This is a genomic window from Actinomycetospora callitridis (genome assembly GCF_028737265.1).
In the GTDB taxonomy this organism is placed as follows: domain Bacteria; phylum Actinomycetota; class Actinomycetes; order Mycobacteriales; family Pseudonocardiaceae; genus Actinomycetospora; species Actinomycetospora callitridis.
Window position 1 is genome coordinate 185858 of record NZ_JAQZAK010000009.1, and the last position, 19603, is coordinate 205460.

Annotated in this window: 19 protein-coding genes; 12 read left to right on the plus strand and 7 right to left on the minus strand. The window is 73.9% G+C overall.

All coding sequences use genetic code 11. From position 1 onward, the window contains the following. Window positions 1-7: 7 nt before the first annotated feature. The 3 genes from PH191_RS24025 to PH191_RS24035 all read left to right on the plus strand — a co-directional run bounded on the left by PH191_RS24025 (window position 8) and on the right by PH191_RS24035 (window position 2272). A complete protein-coding gene (locus PH191_RS24025) occupies window positions 8-1048 on the plus strand; it encodes an aldo/keto reductase (RefSeq protein ID WP_274197155.1) in 1041 nt (346 codons plus the stop codon). Between the two features lie 266 nt (window positions 1049-1314). Further along, window positions 1315-1497 (plus strand): hypothetical protein, encoded by a 183-nt coding sequence (locus PH191_RS24030; RefSeq protein WP_274197156.1) that lies wholly within the window; start codon window positions 1315-1317, stop codon window positions 1495-1497. Between the two features lie 10 nt (window positions 1498-1507). Further along, complete coding sequence (locus tag PH191_RS24035) at window positions 1508-2272, plus strand: ferric reductase-like transmembrane domain-containing protein (RefSeq protein WP_274197157.1); 765 nt, start codon at window positions 1508-1510, stop codon at window positions 2270-2272. A gap of 173 nt (window positions 2273-2445) precedes the next feature. Here PH191_RS24035 and treY read toward each other — a convergent pair whose 3' ends face one another. Both treY and glgX read right to left on the minus strand, forming a co-directional pair. Further along, window positions 2446-4770 (minus strand): malto-oligosyltrehalose synthase, encoded by a 2325-nt coding sequence (gene treY, locus PH191_RS24040; protein WP_274197158.1) that lies wholly within the window; start codon window positions 4768-4770, stop codon window positions 2446-2448. Then, entirely contained in the window at window positions 4767-6980 is a 2214-nt protein-coding gene (glgX, locus tag PH191_RS24045; protein ID WP_274197159.1) for a glycogen debranching protein GlgX, read from the minus strand. Before glgX ends, treY begins: the two co-directional genes overlap by 4 nt. 131 nt (window positions 6981-7111) lie before the next feature. On the opposite strand from glgX, the gene PH191_RS24050 reads away from it, so the two are divergent. The 4 genes from PH191_RS24050 (at window position 7112) to PH191_RS24065 (ending at window position 10470) form a co-directional block, all read left to right on the plus strand. Beyond that, on the plus strand, window positions 7112-7540 hold the full coding sequence (locus PH191_RS24050) for an HIT family protein (protein WP_274197160.1): 429 nt from the start codon (window positions 7112-7114) through the stop codon (window positions 7538-7540). After that, entirely contained in the window at window positions 7537-8163 is a 627-nt protein-coding gene (locus tag PH191_RS24055; RefSeq protein ID WP_274197161.1) for a histidine phosphatase family protein, read from the plus strand. Before PH191_RS24050 ends, PH191_RS24055 begins: the two co-directional genes overlap by 4 nt. Then, complete coding sequence (locus PH191_RS24060; protein WP_274197162.1) at window positions 8160-8843, plus strand: TMEM175 family protein; 684 nt, start codon at window positions 8160-8162, stop codon at window positions 8841-8843. Before PH191_RS24055 ends, PH191_RS24060 begins: the two co-directional genes overlap by 4 nt. Before the next feature lie 73 nt (window positions 8844-8916). Next, on the plus strand, window positions 8917-10470 hold the full coding sequence (locus tag PH191_RS24065; RefSeq protein WP_274197163.1) for an amidase: 1554 nt from the start codon (window positions 8917-8919) through the stop codon (window positions 10468-10470). 81 nt (window positions 10471-10551) lie between these two features. On the opposite strand, the gene PH191_RS24070 is transcribed toward PH191_RS24065, so the two are convergent. Together PH191_RS24070 and PH191_RS24075 are read right to left on the minus strand one after the other, a co-directional pair. Further along, window positions 10552-10776 (minus strand): DUF2630 family protein, encoded by a 225-nt coding sequence (locus PH191_RS24070; protein ID WP_274197164.1) that lies wholly within the window; start codon window positions 10774-10776, stop codon window positions 10552-10554. A gap of 14 nt (window positions 10777-10790) precedes the next feature. Beyond that, entirely contained in the window at window positions 10791-12968 is a 2178-nt protein-coding gene (locus tag PH191_RS24075; protein ID WP_274197165.1) for a bifunctional lysylphosphatidylglycerol flippase/synthetase MprF, read from the minus strand. Window positions 12969-13130: 162 nt separating this feature from the next. Here PH191_RS24075 and PH191_RS24080 point away from each other — a divergent pair, with 162 nt between their 5' ends. The 4 genes from PH191_RS24080 to PH191_RS24095 all read left to right on the plus strand — a co-directional run bounded on the left by PH191_RS24080 (window position 13131) and on the right by PH191_RS24095 (window position 15901). After that, a complete protein-coding gene (locus PH191_RS24080; RefSeq protein WP_274197166.1) occupies window positions 13131-14033 on the plus strand; it encodes a cation diffusion facilitator family transporter in 903 nt (300 codons plus the stop codon). Further along, window positions 14021-14596: a hypothetical protein gene (locus tag PH191_RS24085; RefSeq protein WP_274197167.1), complete on the plus strand. Its 576-nt coding sequence runs from the start codon at window positions 14021-14023 to the stop codon at window positions 14594-14596. Before PH191_RS24080 ends, PH191_RS24085 begins: the two co-directional genes overlap by 13 nt. 113 nt (window positions 14597-14709) lie before the next feature. Then, window positions 14710-15495 (plus strand): helix-turn-helix transcriptional regulator, encoded by a 786-nt coding sequence (locus PH191_RS24090; RefSeq protein ID WP_274197168.1) that lies wholly within the window; start codon window positions 14710-14712, stop codon window positions 15493-15495. A gap of 94 nt (window positions 15496-15589) precedes the next feature. Further along, window positions 15590-15901 (plus strand): hypothetical protein, encoded by a 312-nt coding sequence (locus tag PH191_RS24095; RefSeq protein ID WP_274197169.1) that lies wholly within the window; start codon window positions 15590-15592, stop codon window positions 15899-15901. A gap of 11 nt (window positions 15902-15912) precedes the next feature. Here the strand turns inward: PH191_RS24095 and PH191_RS24100 are convergent, their stop codons facing one another. From PH191_RS24100 to PH191_RS24110, 3 genes are read right to left on the minus strand one after another with little or no spacing between them, the layout of a single operon-like run. After that, window positions 15913-17508, minus strand: a complete 1596-nt coding sequence (locus PH191_RS24100; protein ID WP_274197170.1) for a Na+/H+ antiporter — start codon at window positions 17506-17508, stop codon at window positions 15913-15915. Then, entirely contained in the window at window positions 17505-17894 is a 390-nt protein-coding gene (locus PH191_RS24105; RefSeq protein ID WP_274197171.1) for a DUF1330 domain-containing protein, read from the minus strand. Before PH191_RS24105 ends, PH191_RS24100 begins: the two co-directional genes overlap by 4 nt. Next, window positions 17894-18541 (minus strand): class I SAM-dependent methyltransferase, encoded by a 648-nt coding sequence (locus tag PH191_RS24110; RefSeq protein WP_274197172.1) that lies wholly within the window; start codon window positions 18539-18541, stop codon window positions 17894-17896. The genes PH191_RS24105 and PH191_RS24110 overlap by 1 nt, the downstream gene beginning before the upstream one ends. A 99-nt stretch (window positions 18542-18640) precedes the next feature. Here PH191_RS24110 and PH191_RS24115 point away from each other — a divergent pair, with 99 nt between their 5' ends. Continuing rightward, complete coding sequence (locus PH191_RS24115; RefSeq protein WP_274197173.1) at window positions 18641-19600, plus strand: cation diffusion facilitator family transporter; 960 nt, start codon at window positions 18641-18643, stop codon at window positions 19598-19600. Window positions 19601-19603 lie beyond the last annotated feature (3 nt).

The following is a 19603-nucleotide window of genomic DNA, read 5'->3' on the forward strand; positions in this document are numbered from 1 at the left end:
GGTGGCCATGGAGTACCGCACGCTCGGACGGTCGGGACTGAAGGTCTCGACGATGACCATGGGCACGATGACCTTCGGCGGCAAGGGCGGGTTCTCCAAGCTCGGCGCCACCGACGTCGAGGGCGCCACCCGCCAGATCGACCTGTGCGTCGACCACGGCGTCAACCTCGTCGACACCGCCGACATGTACTCGGCGGGCGTGTCCGAGGAGATCGTCGGCCAGGCCACGAAGAACCACCGCGACGACCTGCTGATCGCCACCAAGTGCCGTTTCCCCATGGGTGACGGCCCGAACGAGGGCGGCGCCTCGCGGCAGCACATCGTGGCCAGCGTCGAGAACAGCCTGCGTCGCCTCGACGTGCAGCACATCGACCTCTTCCAGCTCCACGGCTGGGACGGCGTGACCCCGCTCGAGGAGACCCTCGAGGCGCTGGACACCCTCGTGAGCAAGGGCAAGATTCGCTACATCGGCTGCTCGAACTACTCGGCCTGGCACATCATGAAGGCGCTCGGGGTCTCGGAGCGCCACGAGTTCCAGCGCTTCGTCTCCCAGCAGATCCACTACACGCTGCAGGCCCGCGAGGCCGAGAACGAGCTGGTCCCCGTCTCGATCGACCAGGGCCTCGGCATCCTCGTGTGGAGCCCCATCGCCGGCGGCCTGCTCTCGGGCAAGTTCCGCCGCGGCCAGGACGACCCCGAGACCTCGCGCCACCTCGGCGAGTGGTCCGAGCCGCCGGTGCACGACCGCGAGCGCCTCTACGACATCGTCGAGGTGGCCGCAGAGATCGGCGACGCCCACGGCGTCTCGGTCGCGCAGGTGGCCAACGCCTGGCTGCTGCGCAAGCCGGGCGTCACCTCGCTGGTGGTCGGGGCCCGCACCGAGGAGCAGCTCGCCGACAACCTCGCCGCCGCCGAGCTCGCCCTGACCGACGACGAGGTCGCCCGCCTCGACGAGGTCAGCGCGACGCCGCTGCTCTACCCCTACTGGCACCAGAAGAACACGATCACCGACCGGCTCTCGCCCGCCGACGCCTCGCTGCTCGACTGAGGACGGCCTCCTGGTGCGACCTCCGCCCCCGCGCGACACCGGGGCGGAGGACCCACCGGGGGGAGCGCCGACGATGTCGCTTCCTGTCCGAACGGCTCGGCCGCGCGCTCGCGCGCGTGCTCGGGCCGGAGCTGGCCTGGCGCCCGAGGTCCTGGGGCTCGAGGTGCTCCGCCGCGGGACCCCGACACCCGTCGGCTGACCGGCCTCCTCCCCGACCACACTCCGCAATCGGTCATCCTGGAGGGAGTCGAGGCGGGAGGTCGCAGGTGGCGTCGGGTGGCCGGAGCGCGAAGGTCGCACAGCACGAGCAGAACAAGCGCACGATCGTCGAGCTGACGGCCTGGATCACGGTCGCCGCCGCCATGCTGGTGGTCGGCCTGCACGCCGGGATCTCGGCGTCCTCCACCGCCGCCGACGTCCCGCGGGTCACGACGGCCGAGTACCGCTGAGCGCCCACCGGTGATCGAGCTCTGGAACGTCTCGCGGGCCCTCGGGCTCGTCTCCCTCCTGCTCATGGGCGTGGTGCTGGCGCTCGGCGCGCTGCACAACACCTCGATGAGCAGGGCCACCGCGAAGGCGATGCCGCGCTTCGTGCTCGTGGCGCTGCACCGCAACCTCGCGCTGATCACCGTGGTGTTCGTCGCGCTGCACGTCGTCGCCGTGCTCGTGACGCCGTACCTGCCGCTGCGGTGGTTCCACGTCGTGGTCCCGGGCACCGCGTCGTTCAACCCGTGGCCGGTGGGGCTCGGGGCGGTCGCGCTCGACCTGCTGCTCGCCGTCGTGATCTCGAGCTCGCTGCGCCGCTACCTGTCCAAGCGCGCGTGGCTCGTCGTGCACTGGACCTCGTACGTCTGCTTCCCGGTGGCGGTCGCCCACGCGGTGGTCAACGCGTCGTTCCGGGGCGGCACCTGGTGGACCCTCGTCGTCCCGCTGCTGGCGAGCGCGCTGGTCGTCGCCGGCCTGCTCTACCGGCGGGCCTCCCGGCGCCGCGCCGCCGCCGACGTCCCGCTCGCCGACCGCGGCCGCACCGACCCCGCCGAGGCCCGGCGCGCGGCCGACCACGCCACCGGCGCCCAGCCCGTGGTGCGGGAGATGCGCGTCGTCCCCCGGACGGCACCGGCCCCGGCCCCGGGGCCGCCCGCCGAGGACGAGGCGCGGACCGAGACGCTCGGCGGGCCGGAGGCCCCGACCGTGGCCCTGCCTCCGAGGCCGCGTCGCCGGTGAGGGAGGGCTCTCCGGTTCGATCTCTCGGCAGTGCCACCGGAGCTGTGCGTGAGGCTGGCCCCCGGTCGCACTGACGACACTCCCGAGAGATCGAACTGGAGAGCCAATGTCCGGTCGGCCCCCGGGTCGCCCAGCCTCCGAGACCCCGCCGCCGCTGACCTCGTGGACGCGGGTCAGGCCGGACGGACCAGCAGCGCGACCGGGAAGCGGTCCAGGAGCGAGCCCAGGGCGGGCGCGGACCCGTCGACGGGCCGGCCGGTGACGACGTCGGTCCAGTCGTCCGCAGCGGCGGGCAGGGGCAGGACGGTGTCGCGCCAGCCCCCGGACGCCTCCAGGCCCACCGGGAGACGGGTGGCGACGGCCACGAGGCGCTCGCGACCGGCCGGGCCCCCGCGGGCGAACGCGACGGCGTGCGACGCGGCCGGCCCGGAGGCGGGCAGCGGCGCGTAGCCGGTGAACAGCTCGGGCCGGAAGCGCCGCAGGCGCAGCGCGGCCGAGGTGGCCGCGAGCTTCACCGCGCCGAGCTCGTCCGGCTCGTCGGCATCGAGCGACGGCATCCAGCCGCCGTCGAGCCGCTCGAGCAGCCGGCGGCGCAGGTCGAAGTCGACGGGACGCCGGTTGTCGGGGTCGACGAGCGAGTACTCGAAGAGCTCGGTGCCCTGGTAGACGTCGGGCACACCGGGCCCGGCGAGCTGCAGGAGCTTCTGGCCCAGCGCGTTCGCCCGCCCGTGCCCGGCGATCGCGGCGACGAACGCCTCGATCTCTGCCACGGCCTCGGGGTCGCCGAGCACCTGCCCGGGCCAGGCCGCGATCGCCTCGTCGACCTCGGGCACGGCGTCGACGTGCGCGGTGACGAGCTTGGCCTCCTTCGAGGCCTTCGTGAGGTAGCCCGCGAGGCGCTCCTCGGTGATCGGCCACGCCCCGAGCACCGACTGCCAGGCCAGCAGCTCCAACGACGGCGAGGGGAGGGGGTGGCGCGCCGAGGCCGTGCGCAGGAAGGCGCCCCACTCGGCGGTGAGCTCGCTGAGCACGGCGAGCCGCGCGCGGACGTCCTCGGAGCGCTTGGTGTCGTGCGTCGAGAGCGTCGTCATGGTCGCCGGGGTCGCGGCATCGCGGGCCGCGGCGCGGGCGTGGAACTCGGTGGTCGGGACGCCGAAGCGATCCGGGGCCCCGCCGACCTCGTTGAGCGCGACGAACCGGTTCCAGCGGTAGAACGTGGTGTCCTCGACGCCCTTGGCGGTGACCATCCCGCTGGTCTGCTCGATGCGACGCGTCAGTGCGCCGTCGGGCTCGGCGAGCATGCCGGCGTGGATCGTGCGGACGATCGCGGCGAGCTCCGGGCGCGCCGTGGCCGCGGTGTCGACCGCGCGGTCCAGCGACGACCGTCCCTCGGGCAGGTAGGAGCGGTAGACCGGGAACGAGCACAGGAGCTCCGCGACGGCGTCGCGCACCTTCTCGGGGTCGTCGTCGCCGGGCACCAGGGCGGCGATGCGCCGCACCTCGGCGACGAGGATCTCGTCGGTGACCAGGCGCCGCGCCGCGTGCTCGGTGGGGGAGAGGCCCTCGCGGACGCCGGTGTGTTCGGCGGTGACGGCGTCGACGAGCGCCTCGCCGCGCGGGTCGACGAACAGCCCCTGGACCTCGCGCAGCGCCTCGTAGCCCGTGGTGCCGTCGGCCGGCCACGACAGCGGCAGCGTCTCGTCCGGACCGAGGATCTTCTCGACCAGCAACCAGGCGTCGTCGCCCAGAGCGGCGCGGAGCCGGCGCAGGTAGGCGCCGGGCGCGGACAGGCCGTCCGGGTGGTCGATGCGCAGGCCGTCGAGCTGGCCCGCGGCGCGCCAGCGCAGCACCTCGGCGTGGGTGGCGTCGAAGACCGCCGGATCGTCGACGCGGACCGCGGCGAGGTCGGAGACGTCGAAGAAGCGCCGGTGGGTCAGCTCGGCGTTGCCGCGCCGCCAGTGCACGAGCCGGTAGTGCTGGCGCTCGTGCACCTCCTGCGGAGAGCCGTCCCCCGTACCGGGCGCCACCGGGTAGCGGTGCTCGTAGTACCGCAGCTCGCCGTCGACGAGCTCCAGCGCCGACACGTCGTCGGGCGACCCGAGCACCGGGATCAGGAGCGGCTGCGACAGGTCGGCGTCGTACCAGGACGCGTACTCCGAGTCGGGCCCGTCGCGCAGCAGCGACCACCACGACGGGTTGGCCTCGGGGACCGCGACGCCCATGTGGTTGGGCACGAGGTCGACCAGCACGCCCAGCCCCGCGGCCCGCAGGGTGGCGACGAGGTCGCGCCGCCCGGACTCGCCGCCCAGCTGGTCGTTGGCCCGCGTCGGGTCGACGACGTCGTAGCCGTGCATCGAGCCCGGCGCGGCCTGCAGGATCGGCGAGCAGTACAGGGCCCCGACCCCGAGGGACTCGAGGTAGTCGACGAGCCCGCGGGCGGCCGCGAAGTCCTGCGCGGGCGAGAGCTGCAGCCGGTAGGTGGACGCCGGGATGCTCACGACTGCTCCGTCAGATCGGTGCGCTGCAGCAGCAGCATCGAACGCGCGGTGACCGTGAGGACGTCGCCCCCGATGTGCTCGGGGAGCTCCTCGGGCAGGCTCGGGGCCGCCCGGGTCTGGATCGTGCGGGCGGTGCCGACGACGACCTCGCCGGTCGTGGTGTCGAGCACGACGGCCCAGCGGTGCGGGAAGCCCTCGCCGGGGAGCGTGACGTCGACGTCCTCGTAGTGGGCGTTGAAGATCAGCATGAACGAGTCGTCGATGACGCGCTGGCCGCGGGCGTCGCTCTCGAGGATGCCGTCCCCGTTGAGGAACACCGTGAGCACGGCCGCCTCGCCGGACTCCCAGTCCTGGTCGGTCATCTCCTCGCCCGACGAGGTGTACCAGGCGATGTCGCGCTGGGCCTCGGTGTCGCCGGCGACCGGGCGGATCGTGCGCCCGTTGAAGAAGCGCCGGCGCCGGAACACCGGGTGGGAGGCGCGCAGCTCGGAGACCCGGCCGGTGAAGTCCATCAGCTCGGAGTCGGACTTCTCCGGCGACCACTCCATCCAGGAGATCTCGGAGTCCTGGCAGTACCCGTTGTTGTTGCCGTACTGGGTGCGCCCGATCTCGTCGCCGTGCAGCACCATCGGCACGCCCTGGGACAGGAACAGCGTGGCCAGGAAGTTGCGGCGCTGACGCTGCCGGAGCTCGCGGATCGCCTCGTCGTCGGTGGGGCCCTCGACGCCGTGGTTCCAGGAGTTGTTGTCGTCGGCGCCGTCCTGGCCGTCCTCGCCGTTGGCCTCGTTGTGCTTGTCGTTGTACGAGACGAGGTCGTTGAGGGTGAAGCCGTCGTGCGCGGTGACGAAGTTGATCGACGCGTACGGCCGGCGCCCGTCGTCCTGGTAGAGGTCCGACGACCCGGTGAGCCGGGCCGCGAACTCGCCCATGGTGCCGGGCGTCCCGCGCCAGAAGTCGCGGACCGTGTCGCGGTACTTGCCGTTCCACTCGGTCCAGCCGGGCGGGAAGTTGCCCACCTGGTAGCCGCCGGGGCCCACGTCCCAGGGCTCGGCGATCAGCTTGACCTGCGAGATCACCGGGTCCTGCTGGACGAGGTCGAAGAACGTCGAGAGCCGGTCGACGTCGTAGAACTCGCGGGCGAGGGTGGACGCGAGGTCGAAGCGGAACCCGTCGACGTGCATCTCGGTGACCCAGTAGCGCAGCGAGTCCATGATCAGCTGCAGCGTGTGCGGGTGCCGGACGTTGAGCGAGTTGCCCGTGCCCGTGTAGTCCATGTAGTACCGCTCGTCGTCCTCGACGAGGCGGTAGTAGGCCTGGTTGTCGATGCCGCGCATCGAGAGCGTCGGGCCCTGGTGGTTGCCCTCGGCGGTGTGGTTGTAGACGACGTCGAGGATCACCTCGATGCCCGCGGCGTGCAGGTCGCGCACCATCGCCTTGAACTCCTGGACGTGCGCGCCCGGCGCCGGGCGCCCGGTGGCCGACGGCGTCGCGTAGCCGTAGTGCGGGGCCAGGAAGGCGATGGTGTTGTAGCCCCAGTAGTTGCGCAGATCGCGCTGGACCAGCGCGTCGTCGTGGATGAACTGGTGCACCGGCATGAGCTCGATCGCCGTGATGCCGAGGCGCTGGAGGTGGGCGATCGTCGCCGGGTGGGCCACGCCGGAGTACGTGCCCCGCATCTCCTCGGGGACGTCCGGGTGGAGGTACGTGAGCCCCTTGACGTGGGCCTCGTAGATGACGGTGTCGTGGTACGGCGTGTGCGGGGGACGGTCGTCGTGCCAGTCGAAGAACGGGTTGATCACCACGGACTTGGGCACGTGGTGCGCCGAGTCGTCGTGGTTGACCTCGTCGGGGTCGTCGAAGTGGTACGAGAAGAGCGCCTCGTCCCACGCGTACGTGGTGCCGAGCGTGCCGTCGAGGGCCTTGGCGTACGGGTCGATGAGGAGCTTGTGGCTGTTGCAGCGCTGCCCCTGCTCCGGGTCGTACGGGCCCTCGACGCGGTAGCCGTAGCGCTGCCCGGGGACGATGCCGGGCAGGTAGCCGTGCCAGACGAACCCGTCCCGCTCCGGCAGGGAGACCCGGACCTCCTCGCCGGTCTCGTCGAACAGACACAGCGTGACGTGCTCGGCGACCTCGCTGAAGAGCGCGAAATTGGTGCCGGCCCCGTCGTAGGTCGCGCCCAGGGGGTAGGACGTGCCGGGCCAGGGCTGCATCAGGGCTTCCTCCGGGGAGTACGGGGTGAGCGGGGGAGACGCTGGACGGGTGCCCGATGCGCAGATCGAGAATACGGTGCCCCCCCGACGGCGCCGACCGGCAGCGTGGGCGCGTCGTTACGATCCCCGGCGTGGCCACCGTCTTCACGAAGATCATCAACGGCGAGCTGCCGGGGCGTTTCGTCTGGTCGGACGACCGGGTGGTCGCCTTCCTCTCGATCAACCCCCTGGGGCCCGGACACGTGCTGGTGGTGCCCCGGGAGGAGGTCGACCAGTGGCTCGACGCCCCGGACGGCCTGCTCGAGCACGTCATGACCGTCGCGCGCGCCATCGGCTCCGTGATCCGCGACACCTGGTCGCCGCCGCGCGTGGCGCTGATGGTCGCGGGCTTCGAGGTCCCGCACCTGCACGTCCACGTGCACCCCGCCTGGGGCCTCGAGGCGTTCGACTTCAGCCGGGCCGAGAGCGACCCCGACCAGGGCGGGATGGACCGGGCCGCGGAGTCGATCCGCGCCGGTCTCCGCGCCGCCGGCCACGGATCCGCCGTGCCCGAGGCGTGACGCAGCTGGTGCTGGTCCGCCACGGCGAGCCGCTCGCGGCGACCGTCGAGCCGGGCGGGCCGGACGAGGTGGTCGGCGCCGACCCCGGCCTGTCCGCCCGGGGCCGCCGGCAGGCCGAGCGGTTCGCCGCGTGGCTCGCCGCGACGCCCGAGCGCGACGACGTCACCGAGATCGTGACCTCGACGATGCGCCGGTCCCGCGAGACCGCGGACCCGGCGGTGCGCCTGCTCGGGGTCCCGGAGCCGCCGGCCGTCGAGGACCTCTGCGAGTTCGACCGCGGCCGGCCCACCTACCGCCCGGTGCACGAGCGCGACCCGGACGACGAGGACTGGAAGGCCATCCGGTCCGGCGTCTACCCGTCGTTCGTCGACGGGCCGGCCTTCACGTCGCGCGTGGTCGCCGCCCTCGACGCGATCGCCGCCCGCCAGGACCCGCGGGCCAGCGCCGTCGTCGTCTGCCACGCCGGGGTGATCAACACCTACCTCGCGGCGATCCTCGGCCTGGAGCGCCCGCTGACCTTCCCGCTGCACCACACCTCGGTGTCGCGGGTGCTGGTCTCGCGCTCGGGGGCCCGCCGCGTGAGCTCGGTCAACGAGACCCAGCACGTCGAGGACCTGCGGTGACCGACCGCGAGCCGGTCCCCGACGTCGACCCCGAGCCCGACCCCGACGCCGACCCGGACCGGCTCGGCCCCGAGCGGCTGCTGGCCTTCAGCGACGGCGTCGTCGCGATCGCGCTCACGCTGCTCGTGCTGCCGCTCGCCGAGCTCGTGCCCGAGGTCGAGGAGCCCACCGGCTCCGGACTGGGCCTCCTCACCGACAACCTCTCGCTGATCGGCAGCTTCGCCCTGAGCTTCGTGGTGATCGCGCGTTTCTGGGCGGCGCACCACCGGGTGTTCGACGGGGCGCGGCGGGTCGGCCCGGCGATCGTGTGGGTCAACACGGCCTGGCTGTTCACCATCGTCGTGCTGCCCTTCCCCACCGAGATGGTGGGGACCTTCCCCACCGACCCGTTCACGCTGCGCTTCTACGTGCTCATGCTGTTCGTCAGCAGCGCGCTGCTGACGGTCATGACGGTGCTCGTCCGGCGCACACGGGGCCCCGACGGGCACGCACCGACGCGGTACGCCGCGTCCGGGACCACGGCCGGCCTGCTGTTCGTGGTCGTCGTGGTGACGCTCGTGGCGCCGCAGTGGGGGTACTGGCCGCTGCTGCTCCTCTTCGCCACCGGGCCCGTCGAGGGCGTGCTGCGGCGGGCGATCGAGCGCCGGCGCGCCTCGGGAGGCACCGTCACCCGCTCGTGACCCGCCGGTCAATCCCCGTCCCTACGGTGGGGCTCCCGACCAGGTCCCGTCCCGGATCCCCCGAGGAGAGCCCGTGCCCGTCACGCCCCCCACCCCGGAACAGCTGGCCGCGCTCGCCGCGCGCGACGGCCTCGGTCTCGACGAGGCCGGGCTCGCGGCCTTCGCGCCGCTCGTCGAGGGGTCCTTCGGCGCCTACGACCGCGTGGAGGAGCTCTGGGCCGCCCAGGCCCCGGTCACCCCGCAGCGGGAGTGGTCGTGGCCCGCCGAGGGCGAGAACCGGTGGGGCGCCTGGTACGCGCGCTGCCACATCGAGGGTGCCCCGGACGGCCCGCTCGCCGGTCGCACGCTCGCGGTCAAGGACAACACCGCCGTCGCCGGGGTGCCGATGGCCAACGGCTCCCGGCTGATCGACGGCTTCGTCCCGTCCCGGGACGCGACGGTCGTGACGCGCCTGCTCGACGCCGGCGTGACGGTGACGGGCAAGTCGGTGTGCGAGGACCTCTGCTTCTCGGGCGCCAGCCACACCTCGCACACCGGCCCGGTGCGCAACCCCTGGGACCCGAGCCGCATCACCGGCGGCTCCTCGAGCGGGAGCGCGGCGCTGCTCGCGGCCGGCGAGGTCGACCTCGCCACCGGGGGCGACCAGGGCGGTTCGGTCCGCATGCCCGCCGCCATGAGCGGGATCGTCGGCCACAAGCCCACCCACGGGCTCGTGCCCTACACCGGCGCCTTCCCCATCGAGGCGACCATCGACCACCTCGGCCCGATGACGCGCACCGTCGCGGACGCGGCGCTCGCCCTCGGGATCATGGCGGGCCCGGACGGGCTCGACCCGCGCCAGCCCGACACGATCGCGCCGGTGGACTACCTGCTCGAGATCGAGCGGGGAGCCGAGGGTCTGCGGGTCGGGGTCGTCAGCGAGGGCTTCGGGCACGCGGGCCTCTCGGTGCCCGCCGTCGACGCGAGCGTCCGGGACGCGGTGGAGACCCTGACGCGGGCCGGCCTCACGGCCGAGGAGGTGTCGGTGCCGTGGCACCGGCACGCGTTCGACCTCTGGACCGTCGTCGCCACGGACGGCGTCGTCGCCCAGATGATCGAGGGCAACGGCTGGGGCCTGAACTGGGAGGGCCTCTACGACCCCGACCTCATCGCGCACTACGGCCGGGCGCGCGCCGCGGGCGGGCACCTGTTCTCCGACACCGTGAAGATGGTGACCATGGCCGGCCGGCACGCCCTGGCCACCGAGCACGGCCGGCACTACGCGATGGCGCGCAACCTGCTGCCCGCCGCCCGCGCGGGCTACGACGCGGCGCTCGCGCAGTACGACGTGCTGGTGATGCCGACCGTGCCCATCCTCGCGACGCCCATCGTCGCCGACGACGCCCCGGTGGCCGAGGGCGTGGCCCGGGCCCTGGAGATGATCGTCAACACGGCCCCGACCGACGTCACCGGGCACCCGGCGACGTCCGTGCCCGCGGCCCCGGCCGACGGCCTTCCGGTCGGGCTGATGATCGTCGGACGGCAGTTCGACGACGCCACCTGCCTGCGCGTCGCCCACGCCTTCGAGCAGGCGGTCGGCGGGTTCCCGTCGCCGCCGGTGGCCGCGTCGGCGGTGCCCGCGAGCTGACCGGGGTTCCGCGCGAAGGGCACCTTGGGCCGGAGAGAGCGGCGAGGGGTGCCCTTCGCCCGAACGGGGACCGCGCGAGCCCTACTGGAGGTAGTCGTGCACCTGCTTCTCGGTCGCCGTGCCCGCGTCGCCCCCGTACTGGCTGCCCGCGCGACGGCGGCGCAGGGCGTCCCAGAGCTGGTCGAGCTGCTCCTCGATCTGGGCCAGGCGCGCCCGGTCGTCGGCGGTGATCGCCGCGCCGTGCGCCCGCAGGCGGTGCTCCTCGTCCACGAGCGCGTGGATCGTGTCCAGGGTGTCGTCGGCCATGCCGGCGAGCCTAGTCAGCTGCGCACGAGGGCGACGAGGTCCCGCACCCGGGCGTGCGGGAGGTAGGCGCGCCCGATGCCCAGACCGACGCGCGGGAGGTCGGCCTCGTCGCGGTAGACGAGGAACATCGGCTCGTAGCGCGGCTGGAACTTCGCCTTGAACGCGTGCAGCGAGCGGAAGCCGTAGTAGGGCTCGAGCAGCTCGCCCATGCGGTCGAGCACGCGGTCGAGGACGAGCTCGCCGTCCCCGGCGCCGTCCTCCTCGTCGCCGGCGCGGGCCAGCGGGGCGCCGGACAGGGAGATGAAGCGCGCGCCCTCGGCCTGGAAGGTCAGGCACGCCTGGGCGATGAGGAACTCGACGACCGCGCGGAACCCGTCCTGGCGCCGCCGCATCACGTCGAGGGTCCAGCCGACGACGGCGCCGTCGGGGCCGTGGACCGGCAGCCACGAGGTGACGCCGTGGACGGTGCCCTCGGCGTCGACGGCGAGGCCGGTGCGCACCTCGGGGTCGAGGGCCTCCTCGACGCCGCCGAGGGTGAAGCCCATCTCGGGCAGCCCCTTGTCGCCGACCCACTCCTCCGAGATCGCCCGGACCTGCGCGACGATCGCGCGCGGCTCCTCGGAGAGCGTGACCATGCGGTGCTCGATCCCCGCCTTGCCGGCCCGGTTGAACGAGCTGCGCACGTTCTGCCAGGCCTTGCCCTTGAACTCGAGCCCGTCGAGGTCGACGAGGGTGTCCTCGGCGACCTGCAGCGCGCGCCAGCCGGTGGCCCGGGCGTGCTCGGCGAGGGCCTCGGTGGTCGAGAACAGGCAGGGCACCCAGCCCGAGCGCTCGGCCGTGGCGCGGAACTCCTCGAGCGCCGTGGCGCGCTCCGCGGGCGCGACGATCGGGTCGCCGAGGGCCACCGCGACGCCGGCGTGGACCCGGTAGGCGGTGACGCCGCCGTCGGGGAGGTCCTCGTGGGCGAGGTACCGGTTCTCCGGCCAGGTCGTCATCCACGAGAGGTTCGAGCCGCCGAGGCGGTGCAGGGCCTCGCGGGCCACCTCCGGGCCCGAGGCGGTGCCGCCCGACCGGCGCCGCAGACGGCGCCGCGAGGGGACGGCGAAGGCGGCGCGGCCGACGACGAGCCACACGAGCAGCGCGGCCCACAGCACCGCGTTGGGCACGAAGACCGCGAGGCCGGCGAGCTCGAGCTGATCCATCTGGTCGGTGACCTGCGCGAACACGACGGCGCCGACCACGACGAGCCCGACCAGCGTGTAGAAGGCCCCGAGGACCAGGCCGGCGATCCAGGCGATCCGGCGCCCGCGGCGCAGGCCCTCGGCGAGCAGCAGCGAGATCACCACCGACACGACGGTCTCGGTGACCGTGGAGTCGGACGCCGTGTCACCGAGCGGGCCGACGACGGGCACGACGAGCGTCAGCACGCGGATCGCGGCGATCGCGAGCAGCCCGACCGCGGCCACCTGCCGCCACTCGCGGCGGCCGTGCCCCCCGACCGATCCCGACGAGCCGGCCGACGCCGACCCGGCGAGCCGCGAACCCAGGGGCAGCCCGACGGCGAGGGCGAGGAAGTGCTCGACGTCGGCGAGGTGGCCCAGGAACAGCAGCCCGACGAACACCAGTAGGGCGAGCGCGAGCCGCAGCCGCAGCCGCCAGGGCGCGGGGACGGTGGCCGACGCGACGGCCACCACGGCGACGAGGCCGGCGGACAGGCCCGCGGTGAGCGACGTCGAGAGGTCGACCGCCCAGAGCCAGCCCGTGGTGGCGAGGACGGCGACCAGCGCGAGGGTCACCAGCACCGCGCCGATCTGGCCGGTGACGAGCACGGCGGCCGTGCGCCCGGACCCGAGGCGGCCCTCGGCCCAGAAGAGCGCCACCGCGGCGACCACCAGGAGCACGAGCGCGCTCACCGGGTGCAGCGCGACCAGGGGCGCGGTGAGGATCGTCCAGAAGTGCCCGGCCTCCAGGGGCGGGAGGCCGGTGGCGACGGCGTCGGCCCAGGTACGGCCGGCCAACGGGCTCCAGAACGCGCCCGTGGCGAGGCCCGCGACGGCGAGCAGCAGCACGGTCGTCGCGGTCACCGGGCGGTGCCGCGCCCGGCGGGCGAGCTCGGTGGCACCGGCGCGCGCACGCTCGGCGCGTGACGGGCCGGTCTCGGTCTCCGCCTCCGGCGGGGCCGTCACCGTCATGTGGGTCTCCTCGAGACGGTCACATTGAGCAACATGGTCGTCGCTCGTTCGACTGAAAGGGTGAGTACTCCTCGCAGTGTCCGTGGCGGACCGCCGTCTGACAATCCTCTGAGTGACCGAGACTCTCTCGACGCGGAGCGGCCGGAGCGTCACGATCACCGCGTGGACCCCGACCGCCGTGATCGGCGCCTGCTCCTGCTCTCGGTGTGGGCGTCCGGGGCCTTCGCCCTCGTCTCCTCGGTGTGGGGCATCCTCAGCGGCTCGTCCATGATCGTCTTCGACGGCCTGTCGTCGTTCATCAGCGTCGGGCTCTCGATGCTCGCGGTGATCGCGCTGCGCACCTCGCGGGCCGGCGCGGACGAGCGCTACCCGTGGGGTCGCGAGATCTGGGAGCCCGTCACCGTCGTCGTCAAGGCGATCGCGCTGGCCGCGCTGTGCGTCTACGCCGTGGTCGGCGGCATCTCCGACCTGCTCGCCGGCGGCCGCGAGGTCTCGACGGGCTGGGCGCTGACGTACGCGATCGTCGCCACCGTCAGCGGGGCCGTCGTCACCGTGCTGATGCGCCGGGGCGGGCGCTCCGACCTGGTGCGCGCCGAGGCCGCCGAGTGGTTCGGGGACACGCTGCTCTCGGTCGGGGTGCTCGTCGGGTTCGTCATCGCGATCGTGCTGGTCGCGATGGGGCGCCCCGACCTCGCGGCGTACGTGGACCCGGCGATGGTCGTCATCGTGTCCCTGCTGTTCCTGCGCATCCCGTTCCGGCTGGTCGCCGGCGGGATGCGCGAGATCCTCTCGATGTCCCCGCCCGAGGAGACCCGGGCCGCGCTGGACGAGGCGGTCGAGGCGGTCCGCGCGCGCTTCGGGATCGAGGAGGCGTTCCTGCGGGCGTCGAAGGTCGGCACCCGCGTCGATGTGGAGGTGGACTTCGTGGTGGGGGAGGACTCGCCGGTGCGCACGGTGGCCGACGGCGACGTGGTGCGCCAGGCGCTGCACGACCGGCTCGCCGAGCAGGGGCACGAGCGCTCGGTGACCGTCGCGTTCACGACCGAGCGGCGGTGGGCGCTGTGACCGGCGTGCCGGTGGTGGTGCGCCTGCGCCGTCCCGAGGAGATGGTCACCGTCGACCCGGCGGGCCTGCTCGACGACGACGGGGACGACGCGCGCACCGTGCCCGCGGTGGACGAGATCCTGAGCGAGGTGCTCTCGCGCCGCCGGGTCGGGCGGCGCGACCGGCTGGTGCTCGAGATGCCCGCGGCGGCCGCCGGTGCGGACGTCGCCGCGACGACGACCCGCCTGGAGAGGGCCCTGCGACGCTGGGCGCAGCGGCGCCTCGAGGGCGTCGAGCGCGAGGCGCACGTGCTCTACCGCCAGGGTCTCGCGTCGTTGCGGCCCGGCCTCCCGCTCTTCGTCATCGGCCTGCTGCTCTCGACCGACTTCCTCGCCCCGGACGTCCCGGAGTTCTTCCAGAACCTCCTGGGCAACGGGGTCTTCCTGGTCATCGCCTGGGTCGGGCTCTGGTACCCGCTCGACCTGCTGTTCTTCGCCCGGCTCCCGCTGCGCCGGGAACGGCGGGCCCTCGACACCCTGCGCACGATGCCCGTCGAGATCCGGGTGCTCCCGCGATCGGGGTGATGCAGCGACCGGGTGACGTCTGCGGCCGAACGGGGACGGATGCTCGACCACGCAGCGTCGTCGGAGGATCCTTTCGGGCAGCTCATTCCGGACCCCGGCGTCGAGGTCGGCCCATGCTCACCACACCGCACGACAACGCGTGGCTGGACCTCGTCGCGGACCTGGTCGCCCAGCCGCTGACGGCGTGGCCCGCCGAGGAGGTCGTCGAGCTCCTCGCCGGGACCTTCGACGCGCCCGCCGGGTCGTACTACGGCCAGGACGGCGACGTGATCGAGCAGCGGCCGTGGCCCGCGGACCTCGCCGGCGTCGACCGCGCGGAGATCGAGCGCTGGACGATCGAGCAGGCGCCGCGGGAGCACCCGCTGCTGCGGTGGTACCTCGCGAGCGGGGACCCGCGGGCGATGCAGGTGGCCGACGTCCCCACGACGGTCGCGTCCGTCGCGCTGCAGGACCAGTGGCGGTCGCTGTGCCAGGAGTACCTCGCCGGCGTCTCCTCCCAGATGGCCCTGCCGCTGTGCCTGGGCCCGACGGCGAACCGCACGTTCCTGATCGGGCGCGAGGACGACTACAGCGCGCAGGAGGTGGCCCTCGCGCGTCGCCTCCAGCGGCTGCTCACCGGGCTGGACCGCCAGATCGCGTGCTACGCCCGGTGGGTGCGCCTGGTGGGTCCGTGCGCGCTGGAGGCGGCGAGCGCGGGCGGGCTGACGCCCCGGGAGTCCTCGGTGCTGGCCCTGCTCGCGTCGGGCTACACGGCGCGGGCGATCGCCCGCAGGCTCCACGTCGGCGAGCGCACCGTGCAGAAGCACCTCCAGCGCATCTACCGCAAGCTCGGGGCGGGCGACCGCCTCGTCGCCGTCCAGCGCGCACAGCTCATCGGCCTGCTGCCGGCTCCGACGTAGGTCCCGGCACGCAGGTCCCGGTACGTAGTTCCCGTCCCTGGGCCGCCGCCGTACGTCGTGGCGTCATGGTGGTCCACCACACGGGGGAGGACCCATGCTCGCCACCACCGACATGCTGAGCAGGCTGACCGACGTGCGCGGCCGCATCGCGGCGTGCCGCCGTGCGGTCGACGACGACGCCGGCGCGTCGGTCGTCACCGCGGCCGTCGTCCGGGAGTTCGACACCAAGGCCGACAAGGCCATGGCGACCGCCGACGACGCCCGGCGCGACGCGATCATCGAGCTCGAGCAGGCCGCCGACAGCGCGCGGGTGGCGGCGAAGGCCGACCCCGGCCTCGGCAGCGCGGCCCGCGACGCCGTGGAGGACGCCCACCTGGGGATCTGCATCCTCAAGACGGAGGTCTGAGGGGAGCTTTCCTAGCGGTCGAGCATCGCCTCCTCGTAGTCCAGCTCGCGGAGCATGTCGCGCAGCACGCCCTCGTCGATGCGGCCCATGTCCCGGAAGCGCACGAAGGTGTCGCGCTCGGCGGTCAGCATCTCCCGGCGCAGGCGGGTGAACGCCACCGAGGGGGACTCGCCGATCTCCTCGTCGGAGCGCCCCAGACGTTCCCACGCGCCGTTGGAGCGGTGCTGCGCCCAGGTGCGCAGCTGCTCGGTGACGTGCTGCGGGGTCGAGTCGTCGGAGAGCTCGTCGAGTCGTGACAGGGCGGCCTCGGCGGCGGACTGCTTCACCGCGGCCTCGTCGAGCACGTCGCGCTGCCCGCCCTTGTCCTGCACGTGCAGCCGGCGGATCAGGGTGGGCAGCGTGAGGCCCTGCAGCAGCAGGGTGCCGACGGTGATGACGAACGCCACGAACACCACGACGTTGCGCCCCGGCATCCCGGGAGTCATCTCGTCGCCGACGGGGATCGCGAACGCCGCGGCCAGCGTCACCACGCCCCGCATGCCGGCCCAGGAGATGACGAACGGCCCCCGCCAGGGCAGCGCGGGCCCGGCCCGCCGCACCTTGGGCAGCACCCGTGGGAGATAGATCGTCGGGAAGACCCAGACGAACCGGGCCAGGATCGTCACGACGAGCAGGGCGAGCGAGACGCCCAGGATGCGCCCGGCGTCCTCGCCCAGCCCGTCGACCACCACCCGCAGCTGCAGGCCGATCAGCGCGAAGACCAGCGCCTCCAGCAGGGTGTCGAGGGCCTTCCACACCGCCTGGTCCTGCAGGCGCGTGGCGTAGCCCGCCTCGGTGGCCTTGTGCCCGAGGTAGAGCCCGGCGACGACCACGGCGAGCACCCCGGAGGTGTGCAGCTCCTCGGCGAGCAGGTAGATCGCGAACGGGACGAGCAGGCCGACCGAGCTCTCGAGCACGCCGTCGTGCAGGCGCATCCGGATGCGGTGCAGCACCCAACCGAGCCCGGCGCCGAGGGCCACGCCGCCGACCGCGGCCAGGGCGAACTCGCCGAGGCCCTCGAGGATCGTCACGCCGGTGCCGACCGTGGTGGTGGCGATCGCCACGGCGAGCAGCACGCGGAAGAGCGTCAGCGCGGTGGCGTCGTTGAGCAGGCTCTCGCCCTCGAGGATCGTCATGAGCCGGCGCTGGAGGCCCAGACGGCGACCGATCGACGCCGCGGCGACCGCGTCGGGCGGGGCGACGACGGCGCCGAGCACCAGCGCGCTGGCCAGCGGCAGGTCGGGCACCAGCAGCCACGCCGCGATCCCGACCACCGCGGTGCTGAACACGACGAGGCCGATCGCCAGCTGGCTGATCCGCTTCATGTTCTCGCGCAGGCGCAGCGTCGAGCTCTCCAGCGCCGCCGAGTACAGCAACGGGGGCAGGACGAGGAAGAGCACGAGGTCGGGGTCGAGGGGCACCACCGGGACGCCGGGGACGAACGACATCGCGAGCCCCACCACCACGAGCAGCAGCGGCGCCGAGAGCGCGTAGCGGCGGGCGATCGCCGTGACGCCGAGCGCGATGACGAAGACGACGAGCAGGGCCCGGGGATCGGCCTCGGTCATGAGGTGTGCGGGTGCGGTTCCGGCGGGGTCCACGGAGCCGTGGCCTGAAGGACGGCCTCGGTGAGCGCCTCGGTGCGCAGGTGTGTCCCCTCCTGGTAGGCGGGGTCCGCGATCATGTCGCTGAACGCCTGCCGGTCCGGGTAGCGCACCAGCAGCACGGCGTCCCAGGCCTGTCCGTCCTCGGCGACGAGCGCCGTGCCGCCGTCACCCAGGTAGAGGATCTCGGCGCCGCGGTGCTCGGCGTGGGCGCGGAAGTGGGCGAGGTACGCGGCGTACGACGCGCGGCCGCCCGGCCGGAACCGCAGCAGGTTGAGCATGACCACCGGGCCGCCCGGGTCGTCGGCCAGGAACGTCTTGAGGTCACGTCCGCGCGGATCGACGGCCATCAGGGGTGTCCTTTCCGGGTGTGGACGCTGACCACGTAGCCCCCGCCGCGGTAGGGCTCCTCGCCCGCCCAGTCGGCGCTGCGGGCGGTGAGCTCGAGGCCGGCGGCCGCCGCGGCGGCGTCGTAGTCGGCCAGGGTGGGGAAGCCGACGCCGTCGGGGAGGGCGAACGGCACGTGCTCGCCGTCGAGCCCGAAGCCGGCGACGAGCAGCCCGCCGGGCCGCAGCCGGCGCGCGAGGCCGGCGACGACCTCGGCGTGCGTGCCGGGGGTCAGCAGCGGCCACAGGTTGCCGGCGGCGACGACGGCGTCGACGGGGTGGTCGAGGTGCAGCGCTCCGGGTTCGCCGAGGTCGACCAGGCGCCAGTCGAGCTCGGGCGCGAGCGCGCGGGCCTCGTCGAGCATCGAGGCGTCGAGGTCGACGCCGACCACGCGGTGGCCGAGCCGGGCGAGCCGGATCGCGACACGCCCGGTGCCGCAGCCGGCGTCGAGCACGTCGCCCGGCCGGCCGAGCCTCTCGCGGACCAGGGCATCGACGCGCCGGGCCTCCCCGTGCAGGTCCCGGCCCTCGCGCTCGAGCGCGGCGAACCGCGCGGCGTAGCCCGGTCCGGCCGTGCCACCGGTGACGGCGAGCCAGGGGTTGACGGGCACCGGCACACTCTAGGGCCGTCGACGGTGTCCGTTGCCCGGACGTGTGGCGTACGGCGCCGCCGCGTCCGTATGCGTATGTGTGCATGTATGGTCGGCGCCGTGGGGCACGGACATGGTCACGGACACGGCGCCGGTGCCGACGACCGGCGGCGGCTCGGCATCGCGCTCGGCATCACCGCGCTGGTGCTCGTGGTCGGCGCTGTCGGCGCGGTCCTCACGGGGTCGCTGGCGCTGCTCGCCGATCTCGGGCACGTCGGCACCGACGTCGTCGCCCTCGGCACCGCCCTCGCCGCCTCCGCGCTCGCCGCCCGCCCGCCGAGCCGGCGCCGGACCTTCGGGCTCGGCCGCGCCGAGGTGCTGGGCGCCGCGCTGAACGCGGTGCTGCTGCTCGGGGTCACGGTGTGGGTCGCGATCGAGGCGGTCGAACGCCTCGCCAGCCCCACCGAGGTGCCCGGTGGCGCGCTGCTGGTCTACGGCCTCGTCGGTCTCGTCGGCAACGTCGTCGCGCTGGCGGTCCTGCAGCGCGGCAGCGGCGGGATGAACGTCCGCGGTGCCGCGCTGCACGTGCTCGGCGACGCGTTGGGCTCGGTCGCCGTGCTCACCGCCGCCGTGGTCACCCTGACCACCGGGTGGGCCTACGCCGACACGCTCGCCTCGCTGGTGATCGTCGCGATCCTCCTGCCCCGCACCGTGGCCCTCCTGCGCGAGACCGGGCACGTGCTGCTCGAGGGCGCGCCCGCCGGCATCGACGTCGACGACGTGCACACCGCGCTGCTCGACGTCGAGGGCGTCGCGGAGGTCCACGACCTGCACGTCTGGGCGATCAACGATCGCAGCCCCGCCGTCTCGGCCCACCTCGTGATCTCCGACGAGGGCTGCGCCACCGCCGACTGCGGCGAGCACGGGGTGCTCGACCGCGCCACGATCGTCCTGCGCGAACAATTCGGGCTCGAGCACAGCACGCTGCAGATCGAGGGCGTCGAGCACGCCGACCACGAGCAGGCCTGCGAGCCGCCCGTCGTCATCGCCGAGCGGGTGCGGGGCCTCGGGGCGGGCTGAGGG

Coding starts and splice junctions, on each gene's coding strand:
- PH191_RS24025 (WP_274197155.1), top strand. CDS start 8: ATGGAGTACCGCACGCTCGGACGGTCGGGACTGAAGGTCTCGACGATG.
- glgX (WP_274197159.1), bottom strand. CDS start 6,980: ATGCAGCCCTGGCCCGGCACGTCCTACCCCCTGGGCGCGACCTACGAC.
- PH191_RS24070 (WP_274197164.1), bottom strand. CDS start 10,776: ATGGCCGACGACACCCTGGACACGATCCACGCGCTCGTGGACGAGGAG.
- PH191_RS24075 (WP_274197165.1), bottom strand. CDS start 12,968: ATGACGGTGACGGCCCCGCCGGAGGCGGAGACCGAGACCGGCCCGTCA.
- PH191_RS24090 (WP_274197168.1), top strand. CDS start 14,710: ATGCTCACCACACCGCACGACAACGCGTGGCTGGACCTCGTCGCGGAC.
- PH191_RS24095 (WP_274197169.1), top strand. CDS start 15,590: ATGCTCGCCACCACCGACATGCTGAGCAGGCTGACCGACGTGCGCGGC.
- PH191_RS24100 (WP_274197170.1), bottom strand. CDS start 17,508: ATGACCGAGGCCGATCCCCGGGCCCTGCTCGTCGTCTTCGTCATCGCG.
- PH191_RS24105 (WP_274197171.1), bottom strand. CDS start 17,894: ATGGCCGTCGATCCGCGCGGACGTGACCTCAAGACGTTCCTGGCCGAC.